This window comes from Bradyrhizobium sp. B120 (assembly GCF_049075665.1).
Classification (GTDB): domain Bacteria; phylum Pseudomonadota; class Alphaproteobacteria; order Rhizobiales; family Xanthobacteraceae; genus Bradyrhizobium.
The window spans coordinates 4,923,278-4,948,969 of record NZ_CP185242.1; the positions used below are offsets into that span (position 1 = coordinate 4,923,278).

Consider the following 25,692-nt stretch of genomic DNA (forward strand, 5'->3'; position numbering starts at 1 on the left):
CATTGGGGCAGATATCAGAGGCCACGCCGGAACTGCTGATAGGCCTTGCTGGAGCGCAGTGCGTCCGCGCCGCCCGTGATCAGCTGGTCGACCTGCTCGGCCGGCAGCGAAAGCCGCGTCGGGATGGCGTTCAGGATGCCGGCGCGCTCCGGTCCGAGCCGGTCGAAGCCGAGCCGCTCGACATAGATCGCGACGTCGCCGCACTTCCAGCCGGCGCCGACGCCGAGCCTGGTGCGATCCGCCGCCGACAGGCCGCAGCGCCAGTGCTTCAACTTGCCGGACCAGTCGCTGGCGAGCGACGTGAAGGCGGCGTAGCTCGAGCGCACGCTGGCATCGATCGCAGTGTCGGCGGCCGCGGACACCAGCTCGACGCCACTCGGCCCTTCGAGCGTCTGCACGAAGTCGCCGGAGATGCCGCGGCCGGCATCGACCACCAGGAACAGGATGCGCCTGAGCTTGGCCGCCTGCCGCTCGCTCAGCGGCTCATAGGGGCGTTGCGCGGCTAGCAGGCCGATGCTCAGCCCCGACAGGCCGTAATTGTCGACGAGGCCGCCGTCGAGCAGCTTGACGTAGCGCATCGAGCCGTCGCGGTAGCGTGCCTGGGCCTCGGCATAGGAGCGCAGCAGCGGCTGCGCGTTCGGATCGTTGCGCACCCGGTCGAGCCAGGGCGGCAGCGGCGCGGCGCAGCCGCCGGGATAGGTTTGCAGCACGATCGGGGCGAATGCCAGCGGCACCGCGGCCGATGCCGCCACCGCTTCGGCGACACGATAGGAGCGGATGTCGCTGCACAGCGCATCGAACGACGTCTTGCCGAACACGAACGGCGTGCGGTTATAGATGTCTGAGGCGTTGATCCACACCCGCGGCCGGCGGTCGTCGGGCAATGCCTCGAACCGCGCGCCATCGAACAGATTTTGATCGAGCCAGTCCGTGAACTGGCTGTCGTTGACGCCGCCGCCCAGCGCGCGCCCGATATTGCCGAGCGAGATCTTGGTCTTCAGTCCCTCCTCGGCGTTGCGCAGCAGGAAACGTTCGCGGAAATCGTCGAGCGCCGCACGCCGCTTCAAACCGAAATAGGCCGCGGTGACCGATCCGCCGGAGACGCCGGAGACAAAGTCGACACGGTCGAGCAGCGTCTTGGTGCCGGCGGCGCTGGAGCGCACCCGGTCGAGCTCCTCCAGCACGCCGAACGAAAATGCCGCGGCACGGGTGCCGCCGCCGGAGAACGACAGCGCGAGCAACAGATCGTCTTCATAGTTTGGAATATCGCGGACATCGTTGGCGTCGGCAGCCGCGGCGCCGAGCGGCACGTTGCCCGGGAGATTGTAGACGGTTGCGCAGCCGGCAAGGCCCACCGCCACCGCAGCCACCAGCAACGCTGACAGCCATCCCCCTATGCCCGACCCACGCACGAATACTCTCTTTGCCACTGGCCCCCGCCCGGTTCCACCAGCCTATCACGGCCAATCTGGGCGGCGGCATGGCGGCCGAAACAGGGTTAATGCTCGCGGTGCCAAGACACCGCACTTGGCACCGGTTGTTCAGACCAAAAGCGCGGAGACGATCCGCTCCCACTCGGCCTCGACGGTATCGTTCGCGACGGGCTGGCCGGCCCGGCGATACCAGTAGCCGGCATTGCCGAGATCGCCCTCGACGCGATGCAGATAGGCATGCACCCAGGCCGAATTGGCATCGCTCTCGTCCTGCACGATCTTGTGCGCCTGGTCCCAGTCGCCCTTCCGCACCCACCACAACGCGGCGAGCGGCGGCGACAACGTAGTCTCCGGCGCAGCGTCAGCGAGACTGGCGCGGAAATCCGCCATCGCTCACCACCATCTTGGCGCCGGGAAGCGGCCAGCCGCCTGCTCGATCACCTCGCCGAGCGAGAACAGCGTCTCCTCGTCGAACGGACGGCCGATCAGCTGCAGGCCGAGCGGCAGGCCTTGCGTGTCCTTGCCGGCAGGCACAGCGATGCCGGGCAGGCCGGCCATGTTCACGGTCACCGTGAAGATGTCGTTGAGATACATCTCGACCGGATCGGCACCGCCCTTCTCGCCGATGCCGAACGCCGCCGACGGCGTCGCCGGCGTCAGGATCGCGTTGACGCCCTTGGCGAAGCAGTCCTCAAAATCCTTCTTGATCAGCGTCCGCACCTTCTGCGCACGCAGATAATAGGCATCGTAGTAGCCGGCAGAGAGCACATAGGTGCCGATCAGCACGCGGCGGCGCACCTCGTCGCCAAAGCCGTCGGCGCGGGAGTTCTCGTACATCTCGATGATGTTCTTGGCCGGCTCGCGCAGCCCGTAGCGCACGCCGTCATAGCGCGCGAGGTTCGACGAGGCCTCCGCCGGCGCCACGATGTAATAGGCCGGCAGCGCGTATTTGGTGTGCGGCAGCGACACTTCGACGAGCTCGGCACCCGCGGCCTTCAGCCACTGCGCGCCCTCGCTCCAGAGTTTCTCGATCTCGGCCGGCATGCCGTCGAGCCGATACTCCCTGGGAATGCCGATCTTCATGCCCTTCACGGACTTGCCGATCGCGGCCTCGTAGTTGGGCACGGCGATGTCGACCGACGTGGTGTCCTTGGGATCGTGACCGGCCATCGAGCGCATCAGGATCGCGGCATCCCGCGTCGTGCGCGCGATCGGGCCGGCCTGGTCGAGCGAGGATGCGAAGGCGACGATGCCCCAGCGCGAGCAGCGGCCATAGGTCGGCTTGATGCCGACGGTCGCGGTGAACGCGGCGGGCTGGCGGATCGAGCCGCCGGTGTCGGTCGCGGTCGCGCCCATACAGAGCAGTGCCGCGACGGCGGAGGCCGAGCCGCCGGACGAGCCGCCCGGCACCAGCGTGGTGTTGGAGCCTTCGCGCCGCCACGGATTGGTAACCGGGCCGAAGCACGAGGTCTCGTTCGACGAGCCCATCGCGAACTCGTCATTGTTGAGCTTGCCGAGCAGCACCGCGCCGTCGCGCCAGAGTTGCGAGGTCACCGTCGACTCATAGGGCGGAATGAAATTGCCGAGGATCTTCGAGCACGCCGTGGTCCTGATATCGCGGGTCGCGAACAGGTCCTTGATGCCGAGCGGGATGCCGGCCAGCGGCCCGCCCTCGCCCTTTGCAATCTTCTCGTCGGCGGCCTTCGCCATCTCGCGGGCGCGGTCCGGCGTCTCGAGCACGTAAGCATTGAGCACGCGCGCGGCCTCGATGGCGGCGAGATGCGCATCGGTCAGTTCGCGGGCAGTGAAGGATTTGCTCGCCAGGCCCTCGCGGGCCTCGGCGATCGTCAGCGATGTCAAATCGGTCATTTATTGATCGGGCTGCAGAAGAACGGAGACAGGGTCTTGTCGTTGGCGGGGTCGTCCTGCCGGGGGCTGATATTTCTCTGGGCATTCTCCTTGGCGCGGGCGGCATCGAGCGCCTCGAGATGGTCGAGCACGGCGTCCATCGCCGCATTGGGATCGGCGACCTTCCCCTTGCGCTCCATCGCATCGAGGAAGTCCATATAGGCCTTATAGGCCTTCTCATCGTCGCAGAGCAGACACATCGTCATCGTCCCAGAACAGAGAAACTACTCGACCACCTTCGGCACCAGGAAGAAGTGGTTGGTCGTATCGGGCGCGTTGCGGACGATGTCGTCGGCGATCTCGCCGTCATTGACCACGTCGGCGCGCTTCTTCATCTCCATCGGCGTCACCGAGGTCATCGGCTCGACGCCGTCGATATTCACCTCCGACAGCTGCTCGACAAAGGCCAGCATCGCGTTCAGCTCGCCCTGGAGATGGGGAACTTCGGCGTCGCTGACCGCAATCCGCGCCAGATGCGCGATGCGGCGGACGGTCGTGGCGTCTACGGACATTATATAGGGCCCCAGATCCAAAAGGTCAGGCTGAAAGGTCAGCCCGCCGTATAGCAGAGGCCGGTTTTGCGCCGCAACCGCGCGAATCCCTCAGCCCCGGGGCTTCGGCACCCCTGCCGGGCACCCGGGCGAGCCATTCCGGCGCGCATTCAGGCCGCAAAAGCCTGCGACGAAACCACTTTGCGGCCGCCACGAAGTGGTGCCGAAACATTCGGGGCGCCTACTCCCTCCAAACAGAAAAGTTCGGAGTGCGTCATGCAAACGCTGGAAAACCGCCCCCGGCCGGAGGGCTGGGATCCCGCCCTGTGGTCGATCGGCACCGTGCTGGGGATTGCGATCCTCTACGTGGCCTGTCTGGTCTGAGCGAGGCGAGTGATGGCCAAGTCCCAGGCGAAAGCTCTGCAGGAAAAGGCCGAGATGTTCGAGCGCCGGGCCGAGAGTGCCACGGATCCGATCTCCCGGCAGCATTACAGGGAAATGGCCGCGCATTATCGCAGGCTCGCGACCGAGCACCTGGAGATCAACCCGAGCGAGCCCGCGCGTCAGGCCTGAGACAGAGCGATCCGGCCTGCCATGGCCGGCTAGGCCGGCTTCGGCAGCAACGGCCGAAAGAACGACCGCTCGTAGCGGACAAAGCAGCGCGTCTCCCTCGCGAAGGCGATGGCCTTCTGAACGTCCGGATCGAGCGCTGAGTCCTTGCGGTACTGTTCGTAGGCCGCAAGGCTCGGAAAGCTGAAAATCGCCAACGCGACGTCGCTCGCTCCCTCGGACGGCAGGAAATAGCCGTGATGAGTGCCGCCAAACCGCGGCACCAGCTCCAGCCACATCGCACCATAGGCCTCGAATTCGGCGAGCTTGTCCGGACGAACTTCGTATCGCAGATAACAGGTGATCATGCCGCGGTGCTCCTGCGCCAATTGAACTGCCGTCTCTCGATACCCGGATATCCGAGGCGGCAGTCCGGGGCATTCACCGAAATTGCGCAGACGAAGGTGAAATCAGCCCGCCATCTTGCCCATCCGCGCGAGCGCGGCGCCCGCCAGTGCGCGGGTCAGCTCGGCGGCCGGCATTTCCTTGCCCATCCGCACCGCCTGCCCGGCCCAGAGATTGGTGAAATCGACCTTGCCCTGTTTTTCGGCAGCCGCCTTCAGCGGCCCGAGGGCGGTCGCCGCATGCGGGAACGCCGGCGCGTCTGGTGAGATCGGGCCGACCTCGCGCATCACGCGGTTGGCAACGCCGCGCGCCGGGCGGCCGGTCATCACATTGGTGATCACGGTCGATTCATCGCTCGCTTGCGCCAGCGCGACACGGCCCTGCGCCGACACCTTGGATTCCGGACAGCGCAGGAACGCGGTGCCGATCTGCACCGCGGAGGCGCCGAGCGCAAAGGCCGCCGCGATCCCGCGTCCGTCGGCGATGCCGCCGGCCGCGACGACCGGCACCTTCACCGCGTCGACCACCTGCGGCAGCAGCGAGAACGTGCCGGGCTGCTCGGCGATATCATCGGTCAGGAACATGGCGCGATGGCCGCCGGCGTCGGCGCCTTGCGCGATGACGACGTCGGCGCCGTTCTCCTCGAGCCAGATCGCCTCCTTCACGGTCGTCGCCGACGACATCACGATGGCGCCCGCTGCCTTCACCCGCTGCAACAGTTTTGGCTCCGGCAGGCCGAAATGGAAGCTGACGACCTCGGGCTTCAGCTCCTCGACCACGGCGCAGAAGGCCGCATCGAACGGCGCGCGGTTCGCCGCGTTGATCGGCGCATCCGGATCGAGGCCATGTTCGCGATAGTAAGGCCCGAGCCGCTGCCGCCATTGCGCCTCGCGTGCCGGATCGGCGTCGACCGCCTTGTGGCAGAAGAAGTTGAGGTTGACCGGCGCGGACACGCGCTGGCGGATGATGTTGACCTGCTCACGCGCCTTCTCGGCCGAGAGCATCGCACAGGGCAGCGAGCCGAGCCCGCCGCCCTGCGCCACCGCAATCACGAGCTCCGCATCCATCACGCCGGCCATCGGCGCCAGCACGATCGGGAATTCGGTCTTGAAACGATCGATCAATCGACGGTCCGGCCACATGGTGTGTCTCTTTCCTGGCTTGCTCAGAATTACCCTCTCCCCTTGTGGGAGAGGGTGCGCTCGCAAAGCGAGCGCGGGTGAGGGGTTTGCCTCCGCGGATACAGACCCCTCATCCAGCGTGGACTTTGCGTAGCCGATGCGAACGCATCGGCGTCCTTACTTTGGTACGGCGGCCGAAGGCCGCCTATGGCCACCTTCTCCCACAAGGGGAGAAGGAAAAAAGTTGCGCCGGCCCTGCAACGTCTGCTCGGCCTCGGCGACGATGCGGCCGACGATCTCGGCCGCGGGAACGATATCATGGATCAGCCCGACGGACTCGCCGGCGAACACCGCGGCAATGTCGAAATTGGCCGCTTCCCTCGCGGCGGCGTATTCGACCGCGACCTCGTCGGCGCGCTGCATCAGCTCGATCTCGCGGCCAGACCAGCGCCGCAGATGATCGTTGGACAGCGAGCGCGCGGTGAATGGCGCCGGCCACAGCAATTTGCGCGACCAGTCCATCACCACGCCGCGCACCGTCTCGCCGCTCTTCGCCGTGCAGATCAGTTGCTTCGCCTGCTCGGGCGCATCCGCCTCGGCGCTGGCATAGAAGCGCGTTCCCATCAGCACGCCGGATGCGCCGAGCACCATCATCGCCGCGAGGCCGCGGCCATCAGCGATGCCGCCGGCTGCGATGACAGGGACGCGCCCCGCCGCGAAATCGATGATCGCAGGCACGATATCGAGCGTGGTGCGCGAGGCGCCGTGACCACCCGCCTCCGTGCCCTGCGCAATCAGGATGTCGGCGCCGCAATCGAGCGCTTGTTGCGCCATCTCCTCGCTCTGCACCTGGCAGATCAGCAGCGCGCCCGCGGCCTTGATCTTGGGGGCGAACGGCGCGGGATCGCCGAATGACAGCATCACCGCGCGTGGTTTTGCATCCAGTGCGATGTCGATCAGCTCGGGCTGCTTTGCGAGGCTCCAGGTGATGAAGCCGATCCCGAACGGGCGGTGATACCTCCTGAGCACCGCAGTCTCCGCCTCGAGCCAGGCTTTATCTCCATAGCCTCCGCCCAGGATGCCGAGGCCGCCGGCGTCGCTCACCGCCGTCACCAGCCGGCTTCCGGTGATCATCGCCATCGGCGCCAGCAGGATCGGATGCGCGATGCCCAGACGAGACGTCAATTCGGTGCCGATCGGCATGCGTTGCTCCCTGTTCTGGACTTGCTGTTCTGGACTCGCAGCCTAAGCGGGCCTAACTTTCTCGGAAAATGAATACTAGAGAACACTACCATCTCTAAAATGAAACGGTGGTCCCAGATGGAATTGACCGACCTGCTCACCTTTTCCACGGTCGCCCGGCTCGGCGGCATCACGAGGGCCGCCGACGAGCTGAACACCGTGCAGTCCAACGTCACCCAGCGCATCAAGGCGCTGGAAGCCGAGATCGGCACGGCACTGTTCGAGCGCCACAGCCGCGGCATGTCGCTGACCGGCGCCGGCCGCCGCCTGTTGCCCTATGCGCAGCGCATGGCGGCGTTGTCGCGCGAAGCCGTGCTCGCCGCGCGCGACGATGGCGAGCCGAAGGGGCCGCTGTCGATCGGCTCGATGGAGACGACCGCTGCGGTGCGGCTGCCGACGCTGCTTGCCGAGTTTCATCGCCGCTATCCGGCGGTGCGCCTGACCTTGCGCACCGCGCCGACCGCTGACCTCGTGGCGGCCGTGCTCGACGGCTCGCTCGATGGCGCCTTCGTCGCCGGTCCGATCGAGCATGCCGAACTGTCGGCGACAACAGCCTTCACCGAGGAACTGGTGCTCGTCACCGCGCAGCGCTGGAAATCGCTCGCCGCCTTGCGCGCCGGCACGCCGGAGTCGGGCCCCACTGCGCTGGTGTTCCGCACCGGCTGCACCTATCGGCAACGCCTCGAACAGGTGTTCACCGAGTTCGGCTGGCCGTCGGCCGCCCGCTTCGAGCTCGGCACGCTCGACGGCATGGTCGGCTGCGTCGCCGCCGACATGGGCGTGACGCTGCTGCCGCGTGCGGTGGTCGAGCGCGACCACGTCCAGCGCGACATCAAGATCCACAAGCTCAGTCCGCAGCATGCGCATGTCGAGACGCTGTTCATCCAGCGCCGCGCCGCGCACCAGTCCAGCGCGTTGCAGGGACTTGCCGCGTGCCTTGGCGGCGACGATCGGGTGATCGCCGCCTGACCGGCGTTTTCGCATGGACAGCCGCCCGCCGCCGGGCTTTGCCTCGGCGCGCGGGTGCGTGCTAAGCGCTGGGCCATGCCCGCCCCCATCCTCCCTCTGATCGAAGCTGCGCCGCACTGGCCTGACCGCGGCGCGCTGGTCGGCCTCGACCTCGGCACCAAGACCATCGGCGTCGCCGTCTCCGATCCGGACCGGCGGCTTGCGACCGGCGTCGAGACAATCCAGCGCAAGCAGTTCAAGGCCGACGCCGCGCGGCTGTTCGCGATCGCGGCCGAGCGCAATGCCGTTGGCTTCGTGCTGGGCCTGCCGATCAACATGGACGGCAGCGAGGGCCCGCGCGCGCAGTCGACCCGGGCCTTTGCGCGCAACCTCGCGGGCCTCACCGCGCTTGCGATCGGGCTGTGGGACGAGCGGCTCTCGACCGCCGCAGTCGAACGCGAATTGATCGGGATGGACGTCAGCCGCGCCCGGCGCGCCGAGGTGATCGACGAACACGCTGCGATCTTCATCCTGCAGGGCGCGCTCGACCGGCTGGCGAAGCTGCGCGGGGACCGCTGACGATGGCCGTGGTGATCGCGGCGCTGCTGCCGGTATTTTTGCTGATCGTGCTCGGCTTCATCCTGAGACGCACGCTGATGCGGCTGGATACGCAATGGCATGGGCTGGAGCAGCTCACCTACTACGTGCTGTTCCCGGTCCTGCTGGTGCAGACGCTGGTGAAGGCCGATCTGACCAAGGTGCCGGTCGCGGGCGTCGGCGGCGCGCTGCTGCTCGCCGCGCTCGTGATGTGCCTGCTGTGTCTCGCGCTGCGGGCTCCGCTCGCCCGCGCCGGGGTCGACGGCCCCGCCTTCTCCTCGATCTTCCAGGGCGCCACCCGCTGGCAGACCTATGTCGCGCTGTCGGTGTCGGGCAATCTCTATGGCAAGGTCGGACTTGCGCTGGCCTCGGTCGCGATGGTCGCGATCATTCCGCTGGTCAACGTCTTCAGCGTCGCCGTGCTGGCGAAATATGCTTCATCCGGGAAGCGGTCCGCCGGCGCCATCGCGATGACCGTCGTGAAGAACCCGCTGATCTGGGCCTGCGTCATCGGGCTCGCCATCAACGTCGCGCATGTCCCACTGCCGAAGATCTGGCACGACGTCGCCGACGCGCTGGGCGGCTCGTCGCTCGCAATCGGCCTGCTGGTGACCGGCGCCGGGCTGCATCTGGAAGGCATCTTCCGTCCCAGCCTCGCCGCCAGCGTCGCACTGGTGCTGAAGCTGGTCGCAATGCCCGTCCTGACCGTTGCGCTCGCCGTGTGGTTCGGCGTCACCGGCGCCAATCTCGCCATCGTCGCGGCCTGCGCCGCAGTGCCGACCTCGCCGTCAGCCTATGTGCTGGCGCGCCAGATGGGCGGCGACGCGCCGCTGCTCGCCCAGATCATCACGCTGCAGACGATATTGGCCGCGATCACGATGCCGATCGTGATCGCCGCGGTCGGGCCTTAGCATGCGGCCTGCGCTGATCGTCGCTATTTCCCGCTCGAACCTGTGAACGCCGTATCGAGCACATCGCCGATCGGCTGCCAGCTGCGGCCGTCGAACTGAAGCAACCGCAATTGCTCGACCGGATGGAACTGCGAGGTGTTGATCTTGATGCCCGGGAGCAAGGCGGATGCCTGATAATCCCTGAGCGCCGCAGCCTGCTTCATGACGTTTTCGCGCGACAGATCGTTGCCGCATTGCCTGAGCACCTGGACCATCGTTTCGGCGGCGGCATAGCCGTAGACTGCGGCAGCGTCATCCTTGCCGCCGGCTTTGGTAAACTTGTCGAGGAAGCTGCGCCAAGCGCCCTGATCTTCCCTCCAGGCCGGATCGCTCGCATCCTTCAGGAAGGCGGCGGTGATGACGCCGGTCGCATTCTCCGTGCCGGCCGGCTTGAGCACCGTCTCGATCGATGACGCCATCTGGTTCACGACGAACACTGGCCGCCAGCCGTGCTCGGCCGCGGCCCGGATCACCTTCGAGGCATTTTCCGGCACCCCGGCAAACACAAAGACCTCGGCACCCGATTGCTTCAGGATCGATATGTGGCCGTCCAGATGCTGATCGTCGACATCATAGGCGATGTCGACCCTGATGTTGTGGGCGACGTCTCCGAGGCCTTGCACCAATCCCTTGAACAATTCCCGGCCGAACTGGTCATTCTCCCAAAGCGCCACGATCTTCTTTCCGGGATAGAAGGCCTGGATGTAGTTGGCGTAGATGCGCCCCTCCTCGCGGTACGAGGGCTGCCAGCCCATGGTCCACGGATAGACCGACGGCTCGCTGAGATCCTGATCGCCGGAGGCAACAAAAAGCTGGGGGACCTGCCGTTCGTTGAGATACTTCCGGGCGGCGAGATTCCCCGGCGCGCCGAACGAACCGAACATCAAAAGCACATTGTCGGTCTCGACAAGAATGCGCGTGAGGTCCATGGCGTTGGAAGCATCCGACAGATCGTCGTAGGACATGAAACGGATCTTGCGGCCGCCGATGCCGCCGCGTTCGTTGATCATCTCGAAATAGGCAGCTTCCGCCTTGCCGATCTGGCCGAAAATCTCCAGCGCACCGCTGTACGGCATCAGATTGCCGATGCGGATTTCGGTGTCGGTCACGCCCTGGTCGCGCACCTGTTGCGTGATGGCGCCGAGCGACGCCAGCGCGACGACGCTGGCCAAGAGCGTTCGGATCAGCCTGGCCATGAGAAGAGCTCGCACGACGGCAGCCGCCGCTGCCTGGTTTCAGTCCGGCCCGCGCTCGTTCATTGATCTAGATCATAGCACTCGAGGTGGACGCTGGCATCCCCTTCGTCGGCCTCCTGAGCAGAGGCGGCGCGCCGTCAATGGTTCCGGACCATCACGCTGCAGACGATCGCGGCGACCATTACGATGCCGATCGAAACTTGGTTGCAGACAATCCTAGGTGTAAGGGCCCGCCGAGAGAAAAGCGACAATGTTCATGGCCGAATGAGCAATGACCGTCAGCCAGGTCGAATTGCTGCGCCAGCGGAAATGGCCGAGAGCAAGACCTGAGACGAATATCCAGAAGCGCCCAAACCAATCGTACTGAGTGTGGATCATCGCCCACGCGATTGATGTAAGGACGATGGCTCCCGTCGGACCGAGGAAAGACTCCGACCAACCGCGAAACGTGAATCCACGAAAGATGAATTCTTCCATGATCGGCACGGCAATGCACACGGCAATGAGGAGGGCCAGTAACCCGCCAGGTCCTTTGACAATCAGGAATGAATCGGGCGTGCCAAACTCTGAACCGATGAGGAGTCCGCTCAGGGTCTCGGCGCCCATAATGATGGCAGAGATCACCAGGGCGCGAACTACCTCACCCCTGCTCGGCCAGTTGAGCGCAAGATATTCGGCAAACCCGCGGCCAGCCTTCCGGATCGCGATCCACAGCACGGCGATTGTCAACGGGCTCGCAATGGCAATGACCGGGCCGAACCATCTCCCTTGCGATGCGAAATCCTGGAATTGAGCCGGCGACATCTTGGCTACGCCGTCTTGCAGCCTGACGATGAATGTCGCGGCTAGACCTCCTGCCAGCATATAAACGCCGTAGGCGATCAGGGTGACGAATGTCGTCTCCCAGAAGTCCCAGGTCCGCAGTGGCGGCGCCGAAGCAGATGACCGCCCGCCGGCATTTTCGAAGTTCGACATATGGATTTTTCTGCAACAGTTTTGCAGCGAAGGTGGGCCTGGCTTCAACCTACCATAGGGAACTCTCAGCCCGCCAGCCACCAGGTCTGCAGCGTCGCCGCAAAATTGTTCAGCCCGTGCAGCAGGATGGTCAGCCAGGTCGAGCCGGTGCGGAAGCGCAAATAGCCGAACAGGAACCCGATCGACAGCACCTCACAGAGGAAGAACCAGTCATACTGCAGGTGCATCACGGTCCAGACGATCGACGACAGCAGAATCGCGCCATAGGGGCCGAGCCTGGATTCCGACCAGCCGCGATAGAGCCAGCCGCGCCCGAACAGTTCCTCCCAGAGCGGCGCCGCCACGGCAAAGGCGATCACCAGAAGCCACAACGCGCTGTGCTCCTGTGCCGATTTCAGCACGTCGCCCATGAAGCCCGGTGTCACCTCGCGGCCGGCGGCGCGGGACACCATGTCCCAGGCGCCGACCAGCACGCAGAGCGCGACGACGCCGATGATCAGGTTCTTCCACGACGTCGCGCGCAGCCCGAGGTAATCGGCGAACGGGATCCCGGTCCGGCGGATCGCGATCCACAGCACCAGCAGCACCATCGGCAGGCCGGCGAGGACCGAGAGCGAGATCGTCAGACCGTCGGCGACCACATGGGTAATGCCGGCCGCCGACAGTTCGCCGCCCTGCGCGATGATGCGATAGACGATGACCGCGACCTGGCCGAGGAACATCGCGGCGAAGATCAGAAGGCCCCACAGCGCGGTGCCCCAGAACTTCCAGACCCGAGGGGGACGTGGCGGCGGTTCGATGGTGGTCGGCGGAGTATCGGGATTGAGTGCGTCCATCAGCAAACCTTCATGGCAGCGCCCGCGCCAGCAGCGCGCGCTGATCGGCATCGGAGAGGTCCACCGCGCCGTACATGCCGGCGTGGCGTTCGGCAAGCCGTGTCGCCGCGAACAGTTCGGCATTTTTCGGCGAGACCTGGTTGAGCGCCGCGGTGGCAGCCAAGAGCGCCAGCTTCTCGACTGCAAGCCGCGCGATGCGCTCGCTGTCCGGCCGGCGGAACGATTGTCCGATCGAGGCGACCGCCTCAGCGGCACCCGGCAGGCCCCTGGTCTCGTCGGCGAGCGTACGCAGCACGGCGAGCGCGGCATCGGCCTCGCGGCCGAGTGCGCGGAGCACGTCGAGACACATCACGTTGCCTGAACCTTCCCAGATCGCATTGACCGGCGACTCCCGGTAATGGCGCGCCAGAATGCCCTCCTCGACATAGCCATTGCCGCCGAGGCACTCCATCGCCTCGTAGAGGAAGCCCGGCGCGCTCTTGCAGGTCCAGTATTTGATCGCCGGCGTCAGCAGCCGCATGTAGGCGGCCTCGCCTGCATCGGTTGGCGCCCGATCGAAGGCGCGGCACAGCCGCATCACCAGTGCGACCGATGCCTCGACGTGCAGCGCCATGTCCGACAGCACCGCCTGCATCAGCGGCTGGTCGGCGAGATGCTTCTGGAACACGCTGCGATGCCGCGCGTGATTGAGCGCGTGCGCCAGCCCTGAGCGCATCAGGCCGACGGAGGCGATCGCGCAATCCTGCCGCGTCAGCTGCACCATCTGGATGATGGTGCGGATGCCCTTGCCCTCCTCGCCGATCAATTCGGCATGGGCGCCGTGGAATTCGACCTCCGAGGAGGCGTTGGAGCGGTTGCCGAGCTTGTCCTTCAGCCGCTGGAAGTGGATCGCATTGACCGTGCCGTCGGGCGCAAAGCGCGGCATGAAGAAGCAGCTCAGCCCCTGCTCGGCCTGGGCCAGCACCAGGAACGCGTCGCACATCGGCGCCGACATGAACCATTTGTGCCCGGTGATGCGCCAGGCGCCGCCATCGCGCTCGGCACGCGTCATGTTGGCGCGCACATCGGTGCCGCCCTGCTTTTCCGTCATGCCCATGCCGAGCGTCATGCCGCGCTTGGTCCACCATGGCGCAAAGCTTGGATCGTAGGCGCGCGTGGCGATGACCGGCATCGTCTTCGCCAGAATGTCCGGCTGCGAGGCCAGCGCCGCGACCGAGGCGCGGGTCATCGTGATCGGGCAGAGGTGACCGGTCTCGACCTGGGACGCGATATAGAACCTTGCCGCGCGCACCACCTCGGCCGCCGCGCCGGCCGGCTTGCCGTCGGCGGTCCAGGTCGAGTTGTGCACGCCGGCATGGGCCGAGTGCGCCATCAGCTCGTGATAGGCCGGATGAAACTCGACCTCGTCGCGGCGATTGCCCCTGGCATCGAAGGTTCGCAGCTTCGGTGTGTTCTCGTTGGCGACGCGGCCGCGCTCCGCCATGACGGCCGATCCCCAATGCTTGCCGAAATCCGACAGTTCAGCCGTGGCCGCCGCCCCGCCATTGGCGGCGACGGCGGCGACGAGCGGCGCGTCCGCCGTGAACAGGTCGACATCCCAAAAGGGCGGCGACTGGTTGAAGACATCGTGGGTGGCGAACGGAGCCTGCGTCATGGTCTCCCCGGCGATTGGTCGCACTGCGCGCGATGCCCGGACAACGGTCCTCGTTGGTGGCCGCAGCGCCATAACTGGAATCGGGGGATCATAAGCCTGCGAGCCGGCGCGGGGCAGCGAAAAGTACACGGCCGCTAGATGCTTCCATGCCTCGGCGCATGGCGGCCGAGCCACCGGTCGACCCAGTCGTTGGCGCGGGTCCGGTTCGCCTCCGTCCTGGACGCCTGGACCGGAAAGATGTCGCCGCTGTTCAGTCGCCGGTTATCGGGATATTCAGCCAGTTGCAGGTTCGATTCATGCGCGGCCCCGTCCGCCGGAGAGATGTAGGCAAACCGGATCTCGATCTTGTGCTTGATGTCGGCGCCCTGCCATTTCGGATGGTGGCGCGCCAGCAGCTCGACAAGTTCGCAAGGCAACAGATCCGAGATCGAGCTCCGATTGTCCTCGGTCTTCTCCAGATAGCATTGCTCCTTGACGCTGCTGACGCGCGCGTCGATCGGACGGAAGTTCACCCGCTTGTCGAGCTCGATGTAGGCATAGAGGCCCGCGACGCCGATGGCGATCATCCCGTAGAGGCCCAGGCGCATGGTTGAACTCCGATCCTCCCGAACCGACGCGACGATCAGATCATGCGCGTCTTGTCTGCCTTGGTCTTGGAGGCCAGTACCGGAAGAACCTCGCCGGCGCGCAGCGGCTTGCCGCTCGGGAAGTACGACATCTCCAGGCTCGACTGGTGCGAGACGCCATCGACCGGTGAGACATACACGACGCGCACCTCGATCTTGTGCATCACGTGATAGCCCTGCCACTTCGGATGCTCCTTCCGCAGCAGCTCGGCGGTTTCGCAGCGAGTGAGGTCCGACGTGAACGTCGTCTTGGTGATGACGCCGCGCTCGACCTTTTCCAGATAGCACTGGTCATTGACGCTGCTGATGCGCGCATCGACGCGCTGATAGTTCGCGCCCTTGTCGTACTGGTCGTAGATCGCGATGCCGAACGCACCGACGGCAACAATGACAACAGCCCAACGCATGTCTTCTGCTCCCGCAATGCCCGCACTTCATACGGCCACAATTAAGGAGTGTTGAAAGCGCATTCAGCTACTTCAGCGATGGCAAGCTTTGTCTTGTCGAAATGCCCCGGATTTGAACAAAATCCTGCACTAGGGCGCCCGGGTGATCGGGAAATCGTAGGCCACCCCGCCGCCGCCCGGCAGCGAGAAGTGCCACCATTCCTTTGAATAGTTGGCAAATCCCTGGCGGGCCATCGCCGCCACCAGAAGGTTGCGCCAGCGTCGCTGCGCCGGCGTGATCGCGCCGGCAGCGGTGTGGCCCTTCGCATCCGAGCAGTCATACCCGGTGCCCATGTCGACGCTGCCCTCCGGGGCGCGCTCGGCGACCGGCGCGGTGCAGTCGGCATAGTCCCTGGCCGGGTCGAACTTGCGCGAATTGTCGGCGCGAAGATCGACCAGCGTGAGATCGAGCGCGGCGCCGGTCGAATGACCGGAATGGGTGGCGATGTAGCCGAGGCGGAACAGATCCGCCTTCGAGAAGGCAGGGTTGTAGCGCCGCTCGCCGGCGGTCTCCTTGCCGTTCCTCGACCATGCCACCATGTCGGCGACCGCACGGGCCGGCCGGTAGCAATCGAACATCTTCAGCGACAGGCTTTGCCGCGCCAGTTCCTGCTGCACGGCCTTGAGCCGCAGCCCTACGTCCCGCTTCACCACGCATTCCGCCGCGCCATAGCCTGCGATCGGCCGCCCCATGAAGTTGTTGGAGGTTGCGTAGCGGATGTCCTGGATGATGGTCGGATCGATGTCGCGCAGGAACGCGAAGTCGCCGGGAAACGCCTGGGCGAGGACCGGTGAGACCAAGCCCGCAACAGCGACGAGGATCACGACAATTTTCATGAGCTCCCCCTCCGGTGCAGCCGCCGGGCTGATCCCGGCCGTGCACGTCTTGTTCCCGAAAAACCAGCAAAAGCAAGGCGCGGACAGCTCGCAATAGGCCCGAGCATGATGGCGGAGAAACCCAGCCCCATCTTACTCGGGGAAAACTCCGCCTAGCCCTCTTCGCGCTTGCCCCACCGGCCATCCGCGCCTATAGCTCTCGCTTTAATGACCCCATCATTAAAATCGACTTTTGTCCTCGGTCACCGGCATCTGCTGGGCATCGAGGGCCTTTCCGCTGACGACATCACGGGCCTGCTCGACCTCTCCGAGGAGTATGTCGAGCTCAACCGCCAGGTCGACAAGAAACGCGCCAGTCTGCGCGGCCGCACCCAGGTCAATCTGTTCTTCGAGGCCTCGACCCGGACCCAGTCCTCGTTCGAGATCGCCGGAAAACGCCTGGGCGCCGACGTCATGAACATGTCGGTGTCCTCGATGTCGACCCGCAAGGGCGAGACCTTGATGGACACCGCGGTGACGCTGAACGCGATGCACCCCGATATCCTGGTGGTGCGCCACCATGCCTCCGGTGCGGTCGAACTGCTGGCGCGCAAGGTTGACGGTTCCGTGATCAATGCCGGCGACGGCGCCCACGAGCACCCGACCCAGGCGCTGCTCGACGCGCTGACCATCCGCCGCAACAAGGGCCGGCTCGAGGGGCTGACGATCGCGATCTGCGGCGACGTGCTGCATTCGCGCGTGGCGCGTTCCAACATCTTGCTGCTCAACACGATGGGCGCCCGCGTCCGCGTGGTGGGCCCCTCCACGCTGCTGCCGCGCGGCATCGAGCGGATGGGCGTCGAGGTCGCGCGCGACATGCGCGAAGGGCTGAACGGCGCCGACATCGTGATGATGCTGCGGCTGCAGCGCGAGCGCATGAACGGCTCCTTCGTGCCTTCGAGCCAGGAGTACTTCCACTATTTCGGCCTCGACCAGAAGAAGCTCGCTTACGCGAAGCCCGATGCGCTGGTCATGCATCCCGGCCCGATGAACCGCGGTGTCGAGATCGACACGTTCGTCGCCGACGGCGCGCAGTCGCTGATCCGTGAACAAGTCGAAATGGGTGTGGCGGTGCGCATGGCAGTGCTCGAAGCGCTCGCCCGCAACCTGCCGAACGCGTGACGCCATGCTGACTGACCGCCGCCCCATCCTGCTCGCCAACGCCCGCGTCATCGATCCGTCCCGCGACTTCGACGGTCCGGGCGACGTCCTGATCGCCGACGGCGTGATCCGTGACGCCAAGCGCGGCATCGGCGCCGCCGGCGTCCCCGAAGGCACCGACATCGTCAATTGCGCCGGCAAGATCGTGGCCCCCGGCCTGATCGACATGCGCGCCTTCGTCGGTGAACCCGGTGCCAGCCACCGCGAGACCTTTGCCTCCGCCAGCCAGGCCGCCGCCGCCGGCGGCATCACCACCATCATCTGCCAGCCCGACACCTCGCCTGTCATCGACAACTCGGCGACCGTCGACTTCGTGCTGCGCCGTGCCCGCGACACTGCGATCGTCAACATCCACCCGATGGCGGCGCTGACCAAGGGCATGCAGGGCCTGGAGATGACCGAGATCGGCCTGTTGAAGGCCGCCGGCGCCGTCGCCTTCACCGATGGCGACCGCAGCGTCACCAATGCCCAGGTGATGCGGCGCGCGCTGACCTACGCCCGCGATTTCGACGCGCTGATCGTGCATCACACCGAGGATCCGCATCTGGTGGGCGAAGGCGTGATGAACGAGGGCGAGTTCGCCACGCGGCTCGGCCTCGCCGGGATCCCGACCGCCGCCGAGTCGATCATGCTCGAGCGCGACATGCGGCTCGCGGCGCTGACCGGTGGCCGCTATCACGCGGCGTCGCTGACCTCGACCGAGTCATTGGAAATCCTCAAGCGTGCCCGCGATAACGGGCTCCACGTCTCGGCCTCGGTCTCGATCAACCACGTGACGCTGAACGAGAACGACATCGGCCCCTACCGCACCTTCCTCAAGCTGGCGCCGCCGCTGCGCACCGAGGAGGACCGCAGGGCGCTGGTCGCAGCGCTCGCCTCCGGGCTGATCGACGTCGTGATGAGCGATCACAATCCGCAGGACGTCGAGGTCAAGCGGCTGCCGTTCGCGGAAGCGGCGAGCGGCGCGGTCGGCCTGCAGACCATGCTGCCGGCGGCGCTACGGCTGATCCACAATGGCGAGATGGACTTCAAGACGCTGATCCGGGCGATGTCGACACGGCCGGCGGAACTGCTCGGCCTGCCCGGCGGCACGCTGCGTGCCGGGTCCCCCGCCGACGTGATCGTGATCGACGCCGACACCCCCTGGGTGCTCGACCGCGACGACCTCAAATCGCTATGCAAGAATACGCCGTTCGACGACGCCCGCTTCTCGGGCCGCGTGACCCGGACGATCGTCGGCGGACGGACGGTGTACGAACACGTCTAAACTGGCGTGGAACTCAGCGCGCCGCGAGTTGCGACATAGCCTCCATCGTCGTTCCGACGACGATGGCCGCGACGTAAACGACAAAGAAAACCTGCTCCAGCCGCCTGCGAACAGAAGCCATGATAAGGTCCCTCATTTCCAAGGCCATGGTGCGGATTGATGGTTAATATTTCGTTGATGGGATTGCCCAAAATGGACCGAACCGACCGTCCGGGGAGTCACCGCGATGTCCGCTGACGCGATGCTGCTGGCCGCCTTCCTGACCGGCTATCTCTTGGGCTCGATCCCGTTCGGCATGATCCTCACCAGGCTCGCCGGCACGCAGGATTTGCGCACCATCGGCTCGGGCAATATCGGCGCCACCAACGTGCTGCGCACCGGCCACAAGGGTCTCGCCGCGGCGACGCTGATCGGCGACATGCTCAAAGGCACGGTCGCCGTCATCATCGCGGGCTCGATCGACGGCCCGAACGCGGCGATGCTCGCGGCGCTGGGCGCGTTCCTCGGCCACCTCTTCCCGGTCTGGCTCCGGTTTCGCGGCGGCAAGGGCGTCGCCACCTATCTCGGCGTTCTGCTCGGCCTGTTCTGGCCCGCGGCGCTGATCTTCGCCGTGATCTGGATCGGCACCGCCACCACCACGCGCTACTCGTCGCTGTCGGCGTTGATCGCCGCGTTCGTGACGCCGCTGTTCCTGTGGTGGTTCGGCCACAACGCGCTCGCCTCGCTGTTCGCCGTGCTGACGCTGCTGCTGTTCTACACGCACCGCGAGAACATCAAGCGGCTGCAGGCCGGCACCGAAGGCAAGATCGGCGAGAAGAAATAACTCTCTTCGTCATTCCGGGGCATCGCATCAGCGATGAACCCGGAATCTCGAGATTCCGGGCTCTCGCTTCGCGAGCCCCGGAATGACGGTGGTTATTTCCTCAGCGCGTCCTCGACAAAACTCGCCGCCGCCAGCGCCTTCGCATCCGCGCCAAAACCCGCGATCACGGTTACACCGACCGGCAATCCGCCCTCGGCGGTCAGCGTCGGCACGTTGACGCAAGGCACGCCCATCAATGTCCAGAGCCGGTTGTAGCGGGGATCGCCGGTCGAGGCCAAACCGTTCGGCGCGGCACCCGGCGCCGACAGCGTCAGCAGCACATCGACCTCGGCAAAAATCGCTGACAGCGCCTGCCGCGCCCGCAGCGTGACGTCCATCGCCGCGTCGTACTCGGCGGGTGTGCCGCCCTTGCTCTCGTCGAGCCGGCCGCGCAGCAGCGGCGGCATCGCATCGTAGTTCTGGCCGTATTCCCAGGCGAACGACTGATGCGCCTCGAACTCCTGCACCACCGGATGGATCCGCCACGCCTCGGCGATGATCTCAGGCATCACGAGCTCGCGCACGGTTGCGCCCGCATGCTCCGCCGCTCGCGCCGCCTTCTGCAATGCCTCCGCGCCGGATGGTTCGGGCGCGCCGGCGAAGCCTTGCGTCACCACGCCGATGCGCGGTGCCGCGACCTCGGACGGCACGACCAGCTCGGGACGCCTGGTCATCGCAGCCAGCCCGAGCGCGACATCGTGCACGCCGGCGCCGAACAGCCCGACGGTATCGAGCGTCCACGAAAAACACTTCACGCCGACGGTCGGCAGCAGCCGGTAGCTCGGCTTGATCGCGGCGACGCCGCAGAACGAGGCCGGCCGGATCACCGAGCCACCGGTCTGCGTGCCCAGCGCCAGCGGGATCATGCCGGCGGCGACCGCGGCCGCCGAGCCCGACGACGATCCGCCCGGCGTGTGCGCGTGATTGTGCGGATTGAGCGTTGCGGTCGGATCGTTCGCGGCGAACGCGGTGGTCGTGGTCTTGCCGATGATGGTCGCGCCGGCCTGCTTCAGCGCCATCACCACCGGCGCATCGGCGCGCGGCTGATGGCCGCGGTAGATCGCAGCCCCCATCTCGGTCGGGAATCCGGCGGTATCGATGATGTCCTTGATGCCGACCGCGATCCCGCGCAGCGGCCCGGCATCTTGCGCACGTGCCTCGTCGTCATGGCGGACGAAGGCGCCGATTGTCTTGTCCTGCGCGCTGATCGCCTCCAGCGATTGGCTGACGGCCGCTTCAGGCGAAAGCGCGCCCTGTTCGATACGCGCTTGGAGGTCGGCAAGTGAGATCATGGGCGGCTTCCTCGAATTGGCGACCGCTTGTAGCGCGTCACGCCAACTGCGCCAATGTAGCGGTTGATCACAATCCCAGGTTGGGCGAAGCTAGAGCCCGCATGCATGACCGGTCGCCCAGCACCACTGAACTCACCGACACCGAACGGCTCAACCGGCTGCGGTTGATCCGCTCCGATAATGTCGGGCCGCGCACCTTTGCATCGCTGCTCCGCCATTTTGGCGATGCGGCGCATGCGCTGGAGCGCCTGCCGGATCTCGCGCGCCGCGGCGGCGCATCCGGACCCGGGCGCATCACGAGCGAGGCCGATGCCGCCGCGGAGCTCGCGGCCTGCGCCAAGTTCGGCATCGATCTCGTCGCGCCGGAGGAAGCCCACTATCCGGCCCGGCTTGCCACCATCGACGACGCGCCGCCGCTGCTCGGCGTACGCGGTGCGCGCGACACGCTGACGCGCCCGATGATCGCGATCGTCGGCTCCCGCAATGCTTCCGGCGCCGGGCTGAAATTTGCGGGCCAGCTGGCGCGCGATCTCGGCGACGCCGGCTTCGTCGTGATCTCGGGCCTTGCCCGCGGCATCGACCAGGCAGCGCATCGCGCGACCGTTGCAAGCGGCACGGTCGCCGTGCTGGCCGGCGGCCACGACCGCATCTACCCGCCGGAGCATGAGGATCTGCTGGCCGCCCTGCTCGCGCGCGGCGCGGCGATTTCGGAGATGCCGCTCGGCCACGTGCCGCGGGCGCGCGACTTCCCTCGCCGCAACCGGCTGATCTCGGGCGCATCGCTCGGCGTCGTGGTGGTGGAGGCCGCGCATCGCTCGGGCTCGCTGATCACGGCGCGGATGGCCGCCGAACAGGGCCGCGAGGTGTTCGCGGTGCCGGGCTCGCCGATCGATCCGCGCGCCGCCGGCGCCAACGATTTGATCAAGCAAGGCGCCACGCTGGTCACCGAGGCCGCCGACGTCATCAGCGCGGTCACGCCGATCATGGAGCGGCCCGTCATGCTGTCCGCGCGCGAAGACGACGAGCCGCTCGACTTTGGGAGCGACTCCGGCGATCGCGCCCGCATCATCAATCTGCTCGGACCGAGCCCGATCAGCCTCGACGATCTGATCCGGATGGCCGATGTCTCGCCCGCTGTCGTTCGCGCGGTACTGCTGGAGCTCGAGCTCGCCGGCCGCCTCGAGCGTCACGGTGGCGGACTGGTGTCGATCATTTGACGCGGGCGAATAAGCGGTTCACGCCGACCCGTCACCGTCATCCTGAGGAGCCTGCGCAGCAGGCGTCTCGAAGGATGCACGGCCCGGCTGGTGGCCGTCGCCCCTTCGAGACGCGCTGCGCGCTCCTCAGGGTGACGGATAACAGTCGGGTGACGGATAACACTCCCTACTCGTTGCGTCCGTCAAACCGTGTCCGCGCGCCCTCGATCTCCGGCAAATGCGCGAACGCCCATTCGCCGAGCGCCTTCACGGGCGCGGCCAGACCGCGGCCAAGATCGGTCAGCTCGTAATCGACCCGCGGCGGAATGGTCGGAAACACGGTGCGCGTCACCAGGCCATCGCGCTCCAGCCCGCGCAAGGTGAGCGTCAGCATCCGCTGCGAGATGCCGTTGATCATCCGCTTCAGCTCGTTGAAGCGCTTTGGCCCATCGGTCAGCATCATGATCACGAACACGCTCCACTTGTCGCCGACCCGCGCCAATACGGAGGCGACCGCGCGGCAATCGCTGTGATCCTGGTCAGGCCGGGGGGGAAGGGCAGGCACACGGATGTGCTCGGGTTTCATTGCTGTGCTCGGGTTTCAAAAATGTGCGTTCTTGCGGACATTTAGGGCGGTCACTCATATAGCGCCAGTTACAAACCTATACCAAAGGTGACCCCTGCCATGAAACTTCTGCACATCGACTCCTCGGTCCTCGGCCCCCACTCCGTCAGTCGCCAGGTTTCTGCCGCCGCCGTCGAGCGGCTGCGCCAGGCCAATCCCGGCCTGGTCGTGAGCTACCGCGATCTGACCCAGACCCCGCTCGCCCACCTCTCCGGCCTGCACCTGGCCGCCAGCCAGGGCGCGGCGCCGGATCCGTCGGTGCGCGACGACATCGCGATCGGTCAGGCCGTGCTGGAGGAGTTCCTCGCCGCCGACATCGTCGTGATCGGCGCGCCGATGTACAATTTCACCATTCCCTCCCAGCTCAAGGCCTGGATCGACCGCGTCGTGGTCGCGGGCAAGACCTTTAAGTACGGCGCCGCCGGCGTCGAGGGACTGGCCGGCAACAAGCGCGTCATCATCGCGATCTCGCGCGGCGGCTATTACGGCGCCGACACGCCGATGGCCGCGCTTGAGCACCTCGAGTCGTATTTGCGCGGGGTGTTCGGCTTCATCGGCGTCAAGAATCTCGAGCTCATCCCCGCCGACGGCATCCAGGTCGGACCCGAGCATCGCGAGAAGGCGGTCGCCGGTGCGCTGCAGGCCGCCGGCAGCCTGAACGCCGCCTGACGTGATCACATTCCTGCCGTCACCTTGGTGGCGGCAGGCCGCTTCAGGTGGATGAAGTCAGAACCAGACGCCTTGAATGCCGAAGATGACGGCGACGAGCGAGATCAACAAACCGATGCCGGAGAACAGCGCGACCGTCACAAACTGCGCTGAGTCTGAATTTTCATTTTCGGACGGAGACGAAATCGGGATCGGCGTCGAAATGCGGGCTGCTTTCGGCATGAAGGAACTCCAAAATGATTCCGTGGTGATAAAAATCCCCGCCCATTCAGGAGTCCGGCGAGTACGTCAAAGGTTCAATGCACGCGATCATAGACGCGTACGAAATCGGCCGGTGTGAACCGCTTCACACCGGCCGATCGTTACAATGAGAAACGAAGTTTAGCCGCGATAGATCGGCGCGCCGGCGGGAGATGCCGTTGCACCGCCATCGATGAACAGTTCCTGCCCCTGCACATGCGCCGCGTCGTCGGACGCCAGGAACAACACCGTCTTCGAGATGTGATCGGGTTCACCGATACGTCCGAGCGGCGTGGACTTGCCGATCCGCTGCTCGAACGCTTTCTCGGCCTCGGGCGTTGCGGTCGCAGCGCCCCAGATCGGCGTACGCACCGCGCCCGGCGCCACCACGTTGACGCGGATGTTGCGCGGCGACAGCTCTGACGCCATCACCCGCGCCATCGCGCGCACACCGGCCTTGCTCGCCGCATAGGCCGAATAGCCGGGATTGCCGAGCACCGAAATCACCGAGCCGTTGAGGATGATGGACGCGCCATCGTTGAGATAGGGCGCGACCGCCTGCACCGTGAAGAACACGCCGGTGAGATTGGTGCGGATCACATTTTCGAATGCGGCCAGCGTGGTGCCACCGACCGGCGTCTGACCGGGAATGCCGGCATTGGCGAACAGCACGTCGTACTTGCCGAACTTCTCCGCGCCCTGCTTCACCGCGGCTTCCAGCGCCGCCGCATCGGTGGCATCGGCCACGACAGCGAGCGCGTTCGGTCCGAGTTCCCGCGCCGCCGCCGCGAGCGTCTCCTTGTTGCGTCCGGTGATGACGACCTTGGCGCCCTCGGCGACGAACAGCTTTGCTGTCGCAAGCCCGATGCCGCTGTTGCCGCCGGTGATCAACGCCGTCTTGTTTGCCAGTCTCATGTCCGCCTCCAGTTGGTTGCATTATTAAACTTCGTTGCCTACCTAGGGCATCAGGTTTAATATTGCAACCACACAAGACCGTGATGGCCCAACTTTCGGAGCGTGCGTCGTGAAACGAACCAGCCTTGCAGGCGACAGCTGTCCGGTGGCCCGCGCACTCGACGTGTTCGGCGACTGGTGGTCGCTGCTGATCATCCGCGACGCCAGCCTCGGCCGACGCCGTTTCGGCGAATTCCAGGCCAGCCTCGGGCTCGCGAAGAACATCCTCGCCACCCGGCTGCGCACGCTGGTCGAGCGCGGCATCCTGAAGACGGTCCCCGCCTCCGACGGCAGCGCCTATCAGGAATACGTCCTGACGCCGAAGGGCCACGGCATCTTTCCAATCCTGGTCGCGCTCCGGCAATGGACCGAGGAGTTCGACGACCATCCGGACGAGATCGCGACCATCATGGTCGACCGCGACAAGGGCAAGCCGGTGAAGAAGCTCGCGCTGCTTTCGCAGGACGGTCGCGTGCTTGGGGCGGCCGACACGACGCTGAAGCCGCGGCCTCCGCGAAAAGTGGCGAAACGCGTATCGGCGTAACACCATCCTCCGTCATTCCGGGGCTCGCGAAGTGAGAGCCCGGAATCCATTCCTCCGCTTGTTCTGCCGCACGATGGATTCCGGGCTCAGCCCTTCGGGCTGCCCCGGAATGACGACGGATAGAGGCCCCGAGGGGCGGATCGCGATCGTCACGAACGTGGGTCGAGATGCGGTGGAGCTGCATCCCATCCCCATCGTCGTCCTGGCGAAAGCCAGGACCCATTACCCCAAGTCTCAATTGGTGCGCGACGCTGGGGCCGCGATCACGCCGATCACGGAATGCGGTGGTTATGGGTCCCGGCTTTCGCCGGGACGACGAATGGAGAGCGCCCTGCGTAGGAGGCCGGCCCTGTCATCCCGCAACATCCCTCACGACAGCTTCCTTCGGCTGCGCGCGCGCAACTGCTCGTCGGCCTCGAGGCGGGTCATCGCGAGCAGATAGTCGAGGACTTCGAATCTGTGGCGCTGGGCGAGTTTGGCTAGCTCGGTCGCGGCCGCTGCGATCAGGACCAGGGCGTCATCCGGGCCGCCCTCCCCACCTGGCTCCCCATTTGGCTCGTCGCCCTCCGGTCGCCGTCGACCGGACGGCTTGGGCTTGCGCCCACCCCCTGTGCTGCTCAAAAGGCCTA

The 25,692-nt window shown here is 66.0% G+C and carries 30 protein-coding genes; 10 read left to right on the plus strand and 20 right to left on the minus strand.

What is annotated here, in order from left to right; translation table 11 throughout:
* Nucleotides 1-14 precede the first annotated feature (14 nt).
* The 5 genes from ACOIX3_RS22605 to gatC all read right to left on the minus strand — a co-directional run bounded on the left by ACOIX3_RS22605 (nt 15) and on the right by gatC (nt 3,853).
* Nucleotides 15-1,376 (minus strand): patatin-like phospholipase family protein, encoded by a 1,362-nt coding sequence (locus tag ACOIX3_RS22605; protein ID WP_420971779.1) that lies wholly within the window; start codon nt 1,374-1,376, stop codon nt 15-17.
* Between the two features lie 165 nt (nt 1,377-1,541).
* Nucleotides 1,542-1,823, minus strand: a complete 282-nt coding sequence (locus ACOIX3_RS22610) for a hypothetical protein (RefSeq protein ID WP_420964338.1) — start codon at nt 1,821-1,823, stop codon at nt 1,542-1,544.
* A gap of 3 nt (nt 1,824-1,826) precedes the next feature.
* Nucleotides 1,827-3,302 (minus strand): Asp-tRNA(Asn)/Glu-tRNA(Gln) amidotransferase subunit GatA, encoded by a 1,476-nt coding sequence (gatA, locus tag ACOIX3_RS22615; protein ID WP_420964339.1) that lies wholly within the window; start codon nt 3,300-3,302, stop codon nt 1,827-1,829.
* Nucleotides 3,299-3,541, minus strand: coding sequence for a hypothetical protein (locus tag ACOIX3_RS22620; protein ID WP_420964340.1), 243 nt, complete (start codon nt 3,539-3,541; stop codon nt 3,299-3,301). Before ACOIX3_RS22620 ends, gatA begins: the two co-directional genes overlap by 4 nt.
* 24 nt (nt 3,542-3,565) lie before the next feature.
* Nucleotides 3,566-3,853 carry an Asp-tRNA(Asn)/Glu-tRNA(Gln) amidotransferase subunit GatC gene (gene gatC / locus ACOIX3_RS22625; RefSeq protein WP_092114784.1) on the minus strand — a complete coding sequence of 96 codons (288 nt, stop codon included), beginning with the start codon at nt 3,851-3,853 and terminating at the stop codon, nt 3,566-3,568.
* A gap of 375 nt (nt 3,854-4,228) precedes the next feature.
* Here gatC and ACOIX3_RS22630 point away from each other — a divergent pair, with 375 nt between their 5' ends.
* Nucleotides 4,229-4,405 carry a hypothetical protein gene (locus tag ACOIX3_RS22630; RefSeq protein WP_342728675.1) on the plus strand — a complete coding sequence of 59 codons (177 nt, stop codon included), beginning with the start codon at nt 4,229-4,231 and terminating at the stop codon, nt 4,403-4,405.
* A gap of 29 nt (nt 4,406-4,434) precedes the next feature.
* On the opposite strand, the gene ACOIX3_RS22635 is transcribed toward ACOIX3_RS22630, so the two are convergent.
* From ACOIX3_RS22635 to ACOIX3_RS22645, 3 genes are all read right to left on the minus strand, one after another.
* On the minus strand, nt 4,435-4,749 hold the full coding sequence (locus tag ACOIX3_RS22635; RefSeq protein ID WP_342728674.1) for an NIPSNAP family protein: 315 nt from the start codon (nt 4,747-4,749) through the stop codon (nt 4,435-4,437).
* A gap of 102 nt (nt 4,750-4,851) precedes the next feature.
* The gene (locus ACOIX3_RS22640) at nt 4,852-5,928 is read right to left on the minus strand and encodes an NAD(P)H-dependent flavin oxidoreductase (protein ID WP_420964341.1); all 1,077 of its coding nucleotides are present in this window, start codon (nt 5,926-5,928) and stop codon (nt 4,852-4,854) included.
* 156 nt (nt 5,929-6,084) lie between these two features.
* Nucleotides 6,085-7,110 carry an NAD(P)H-dependent flavin oxidoreductase gene (locus tag ACOIX3_RS22645; RefSeq protein ID WP_420964342.1) on the minus strand — a complete coding sequence of 342 codons (1,026 nt, stop codon included), beginning with the start codon at nt 7,108-7,110 and terminating at the stop codon, nt 6,085-6,087.
* A 117-nt stretch (nt 7,111-7,227) separates the two neighbouring features.
* Here ACOIX3_RS22645 and ACOIX3_RS22650 point away from each other — a divergent pair, with 117 nt between their 5' ends.
* From ACOIX3_RS22650 to ACOIX3_RS22660, 3 genes are all read left to right on the plus strand, one after another.
* A complete protein-coding gene (locus ACOIX3_RS22650; RefSeq protein WP_420964343.1) occupies nt 7,228-8,118 on the plus strand; it encodes a LysR substrate-binding domain-containing protein in 891 nt (296 codons plus the stop codon).
* Between the two features lie 75 nt (nt 8,119-8,193).
* Nucleotides 8,194-8,676: a Holliday junction resolvase RuvX gene (ruvX, locus tag ACOIX3_RS22655; RefSeq protein WP_420964344.1), complete on the plus strand. Its 483-nt coding sequence runs from the start codon at nt 8,194-8,196 to the stop codon at nt 8,674-8,676.
* Nucleotides 8,677-8,678: 2 nt separating this feature from the next.
* Nucleotides 8,679-9,605, plus strand: a complete 927-nt coding sequence (locus ACOIX3_RS22660; RefSeq protein WP_420964345.1) for an AEC family transporter — start codon at nt 8,679-8,681, stop codon at nt 9,603-9,605.
* A gap of 23 nt (nt 9,606-9,628) precedes the next feature.
* On the opposite strand, the gene ACOIX3_RS22665 is transcribed toward ACOIX3_RS22660, so the two are convergent.
* The 7 genes from ACOIX3_RS22665 to ACOIX3_RS22695 form a co-directional block, all read right to left on the minus strand.
* A complete protein-coding gene (locus tag ACOIX3_RS22665; protein WP_420964346.1) occupies nt 9,629-10,840 on the minus strand; it encodes an ABC transporter substrate-binding protein in 1,212 nt (403 codons plus the stop codon).
* A gap of 216 nt (nt 10,841-11,056) precedes the next feature.
* The gene (locus tag ACOIX3_RS22670; RefSeq protein WP_420964347.1) at nt 11,057-11,815 is read right to left on the minus strand and encodes a CPBP family intramembrane glutamic endopeptidase; all 759 of its coding nucleotides are present in this window, start codon (nt 11,813-11,815) and stop codon (nt 11,057-11,059) included.
* 65 nt (nt 11,816-11,880) lie between these two features.
* Nucleotides 11,881-12,651 carry a CPBP family intramembrane glutamic endopeptidase gene (locus ACOIX3_RS22675; protein ID WP_420964348.1) on the minus strand — a complete coding sequence of 257 codons (771 nt, stop codon included), beginning with the start codon at nt 12,649-12,651 and terminating at the stop codon, nt 11,881-11,883.
* Nucleotides 12,652-12,661: 10 nt separating this feature from the next.
* Nucleotides 12,662-14,305 (minus strand): acyl-CoA dehydrogenase family protein, encoded by a 1,644-nt coding sequence (locus ACOIX3_RS22680; RefSeq protein WP_420964349.1) that lies wholly within the window; start codon nt 14,303-14,305, stop codon nt 12,662-12,664.
* Nucleotides 14,306-14,439: 134 nt separating this feature from the next.
* A complete protein-coding gene (locus tag ACOIX3_RS22685) occupies nt 14,440-14,892 on the minus strand; it encodes a hypothetical protein (protein ID WP_420964350.1) in 453 nt (150 codons plus the stop codon).
* A 35-nt stretch (nt 14,893-14,927) separates the two neighbouring features.
* The gene (locus ACOIX3_RS22690; RefSeq protein ID WP_420964351.1) at nt 14,928-15,338 is read right to left on the minus strand and encodes a hypothetical protein; all 411 of its coding nucleotides are present in this window, start codon (nt 15,336-15,338) and stop codon (nt 14,928-14,930) included.
* A 129-nt stretch (nt 15,339-15,467) separates the two neighbouring features.
* Nucleotides 15,468-16,214 carry a M15 family metallopeptidase gene (locus ACOIX3_RS22695; protein ID WP_420964352.1) on the minus strand — a complete coding sequence of 249 codons (747 nt, stop codon included), beginning with the start codon at nt 16,212-16,214 and terminating at the stop codon, nt 15,468-15,470.
* Between the two features lie 207 nt (nt 16,215-16,421).
* Between ACOIX3_RS22695 and ACOIX3_RS22700 the strand changes: the two genes are divergently transcribed.
* The 3 genes from ACOIX3_RS22700 (at nt 16,422) to plsY (ending at nt 19,504) form a co-directional block, all read left to right on the plus strand.
* Nucleotides 16,422-17,375, plus strand: a complete 954-nt coding sequence (locus ACOIX3_RS22700; RefSeq protein ID WP_420964353.1) for an aspartate carbamoyltransferase catalytic subunit — start codon at nt 16,422-16,424, stop codon at nt 17,373-17,375.
* Nucleotides 17,376-17,379: 4 nt separating this feature from the next.
* The gene (locus ACOIX3_RS22705; protein WP_420964354.1) at nt 17,380-18,681 is read left to right on the plus strand and encodes a dihydroorotase; all 1,302 of its coding nucleotides are present in this window, start codon (nt 17,380-17,382) and stop codon (nt 18,679-18,681) included.
* A 226-nt stretch (nt 18,682-18,907) separates the two neighbouring features.
* Nucleotides 18,908-19,504, plus strand: a complete 597-nt coding sequence (gene plsY / locus ACOIX3_RS22710) for a glycerol-3-phosphate 1-O-acyltransferase PlsY (RefSeq protein ID WP_420964355.1) — start codon at nt 18,908-18,910, stop codon at nt 19,502-19,504.
* 92 nt (nt 19,505-19,596) lie between these two features.
* Here plsY and ACOIX3_RS22715 read toward each other — a convergent pair whose 3' ends face one another.
* On the minus strand, nt 19,597-20,835 hold the full coding sequence (locus ACOIX3_RS22715; RefSeq protein WP_420964356.1) for an amidase: 1,239 nt from the start codon (nt 20,833-20,835) through the stop codon (nt 19,597-19,599).
* 101 nt (nt 20,836-20,936) lie between these two features.
* Here ACOIX3_RS22715 and dprA point away from each other — a divergent pair, with 101 nt between their 5' ends.
* The gene (dprA, locus tag ACOIX3_RS22720; protein WP_420964357.1) at nt 20,937-22,052 is read left to right on the plus strand and encodes a DNA-processing protein DprA; all 1,116 of its coding nucleotides are present in this window, start codon (nt 20,937-20,939) and stop codon (nt 22,050-22,052) included.
* Nucleotides 22,053-22,218: 166 nt separating this feature from the next.
* On the opposite strand, the gene ACOIX3_RS22725 is transcribed toward dprA, so the two are convergent.
* Nucleotides 22,219-22,617: a winged helix-turn-helix transcriptional regulator gene (locus ACOIX3_RS22725; protein ID WP_420964358.1), complete on the minus strand. Its 399-nt coding sequence runs from the start codon at nt 22,615-22,617 to the stop codon at nt 22,219-22,221.
* Between the two features lie 99 nt (nt 22,618-22,716).
* On the opposite strand from ACOIX3_RS22725, the gene ACOIX3_RS22730 reads away from it, so the two are divergent.
* Complete coding sequence (locus ACOIX3_RS22730) at nt 22,717-23,325, plus strand: FMN-dependent NADH-azoreductase (protein ID WP_420964359.1); 609 nt, start codon at nt 22,717-22,719, stop codon at nt 23,323-23,325.
* Between the two features lie 57 nt (nt 23,326-23,382).
* Here the strand turns inward: ACOIX3_RS22730 and ACOIX3_RS22735 are convergent, their stop codons facing one another.
* Together ACOIX3_RS22735 and ACOIX3_RS22740 are read right to left on the minus strand one after the other, a co-directional pair.
* The gene (locus ACOIX3_RS22735) at nt 23,383-23,547 is read right to left on the minus strand and encodes a hypothetical protein (RefSeq protein ID WP_420964360.1); all 165 of its coding nucleotides are present in this window, start codon (nt 23,545-23,547) and stop codon (nt 23,383-23,385) included.
* Nucleotides 23,548-23,706: 159 nt separating this feature from the next.
* Complete coding sequence (locus ACOIX3_RS22740; protein WP_420964361.1) at nt 23,707-24,480, minus strand: glucose 1-dehydrogenase; 774 nt, start codon at nt 24,478-24,480, stop codon at nt 23,707-23,709.
* Nucleotides 24,481-24,589: 109 nt separating this feature from the next.
* On the opposite strand from ACOIX3_RS22740, the gene ACOIX3_RS22745 reads away from it, so the two are divergent.
* Nucleotides 24,590-25,063, plus strand: coding sequence for a winged helix-turn-helix transcriptional regulator (locus ACOIX3_RS22745; RefSeq protein ID WP_420964362.1), 474 nt, complete (start codon nt 24,590-24,592; stop codon nt 25,061-25,063).
* 369 nt (nt 25,064-25,432) lie between these two features.
* Here the strand turns inward: ACOIX3_RS22745 and ACOIX3_RS22750 are convergent, their stop codons facing one another.
* A complete protein-coding gene (locus ACOIX3_RS22750) occupies nt 25,433-25,684 on the minus strand; it encodes a hypothetical protein (protein WP_420964363.1) in 252 nt (83 codons plus the stop codon).
* Nucleotides 25,685-25,692: the final 8 nt, after the last annotated feature.

Coding starts and splice junctions, on each gene's coding strand:
- ACOIX3_RS22690 (WP_420964351.1), bottom strand. CDS start 15,338: ATGCGTTGGGCTGTTGTCATTGTTGCCGTCGGTGCGTTCGGCATCGCG.
- dprA (WP_420964357.1), top strand. CDS start 20,937: ATGCATGACCGGTCGCCCAGCACCACTGAACTCACCGACACCGAACGG.
- ACOIX3_RS22715 (WP_420964356.1), bottom strand. CDS start 20,835: ATGATCTCACTTGCCGACCTCCAAGCGCGTATCGAACAGGGCGCGCTT.
- ACOIX3_RS22645 (WP_420964342.1), bottom strand. CDS start 7,110: ATGCCGATCGGCACCGAATTGACGTCTCGTCTGGGCATCGCGCATCCG.
- ACOIX3_RS22650 (WP_420964343.1), top strand. CDS start 7,228: ATGGAATTGACCGACCTGCTCACCTTTTCCACGGTCGCCCGGCTCGGC.
- plsY (WP_420964355.1), top strand. CDS start 18,908: ATGTCCGCTGACGCGATGCTGCTGGCCGCCTTCCTGACCGGCTATCTC.
- ACOIX3_RS22740 (WP_420964361.1), bottom strand. CDS start 24,480: ATGAGACTGGCAAACAAGACGGCGTTGATCACCGGCGGCAACAGCGGC.
- ACOIX3_RS22660 (WP_420964345.1), top strand. CDS start 8,679: ATGGCCGTGGTGATCGCGGCGCTGCTGCCGGTATTTTTGCTGATCGTG.
- ACOIX3_RS22730 (WP_420964359.1), top strand. CDS start 22,717: ATGAAACTTCTGCACATCGACTCCTCGGTCCTCGGCCCCCACTCCGTC.
- gatA (WP_420964339.1), bottom strand. CDS start 3,302: ATGACCGATTTGACATCGCTGACGATCGCCGAGGCCCGCGAGGGCCTG.
- ACOIX3_RS22680 (WP_420964349.1), bottom strand. CDS start 14,305: ATGACGCAGGCTCCGTTCGCCACCCACGATGTCTTCAACCAGTCGCCG.
- ACOIX3_RS22685 (WP_420964350.1), bottom strand. CDS start 14,892: ATGCGCCTGGGCCTCTACGGGATGATCGCCATCGGCGTCGCGGGCCTC.
- ACOIX3_RS22620 (WP_420964340.1), bottom strand. CDS start 3,541: ATGTGTCTGCTCTGCGACGATGAGAAGGCCTATAAGGCCTATATGGAC.
- ACOIX3_RS22630 (WP_342728675.1), top strand. CDS start 4,229: ATGGCCAAGTCCCAGGCGAAAGCTCTGCAGGAAAAGGCCGAGATGTTC.
- ACOIX3_RS22695 (WP_420964352.1), bottom strand. CDS start 16,214: ATGAAAATTGTCGTGATCCTCGTCGCTGTTGCGGGCTTGGTCTCACCG.
- ACOIX3_RS22670 (WP_420964347.1), bottom strand. CDS start 11,815: ATGTCGAACTTCGAAAATGCCGGCGGGCGGTCATCTGCTTCGGCGCCG.
- ruvX (WP_420964344.1), top strand. CDS start 8,194: ATGCCCGCCCCCATCCTCCCTCTGATCGAAGCTGCGCCGCACTGGCCT.
- ACOIX3_RS22640 (WP_420964341.1), bottom strand. CDS start 5,928: ATGTGGCCGGACCGTCGATTGATCGATCGTTTCAAGACCGAATTCCCG.
- ACOIX3_RS22735 (WP_420964360.1), bottom strand. CDS start 23,547: ATGCCGAAAGCAGCCCGCATTTCGACGCCGATCCCGATTTCGTCTCCG.
- ACOIX3_RS22675 (WP_420964348.1), bottom strand. CDS start 12,651: ATGGACGCACTCAATCCCGATACTCCGCCGACCACCATCGAACCGCCG.
- ACOIX3_RS22635 (WP_342728674.1), bottom strand. CDS start 4,749: ATGATCACCTGTTATCTGCGATACGAAGTTCGTCCGGACAAGCTCGCC.
- ACOIX3_RS22610 (WP_420964338.1), bottom strand. CDS start 1,823: ATGGCGGATTTCCGCGCCAGTCTCGCTGACGCTGCGCCGGAGACTACG.
- ACOIX3_RS22725 (WP_420964358.1), bottom strand. CDS start 22,617: ATGAAACCCGAGCACATCCGTGTGCCTGCCCTTCCCCCCCGGCCTGAC.
- ACOIX3_RS22665 (WP_420964346.1), bottom strand. CDS start 10,840: ATGGCCAGGCTGATCCGAACGCTCTTGGCCAGCGTCGTCGCGCTGGCG.
- gatC (WP_092114784.1), bottom strand. CDS start 3,853: ATGTCCGTAGACGCCACGACCGTCCGCCGCATCGCGCATCTGGCGCGG.
- ACOIX3_RS22705 (WP_420964354.1), top strand. CDS start 17,380: ATGCTGACTGACCGCCGCCCCATCCTGCTCGCCAACGCCCGCGTCATC.
- ACOIX3_RS22700 (WP_420964353.1), top strand. CDS start 16,422: ATGACCCCATCATTAAAATCGACTTTTGTCCTCGGTCACCGGCATCTG.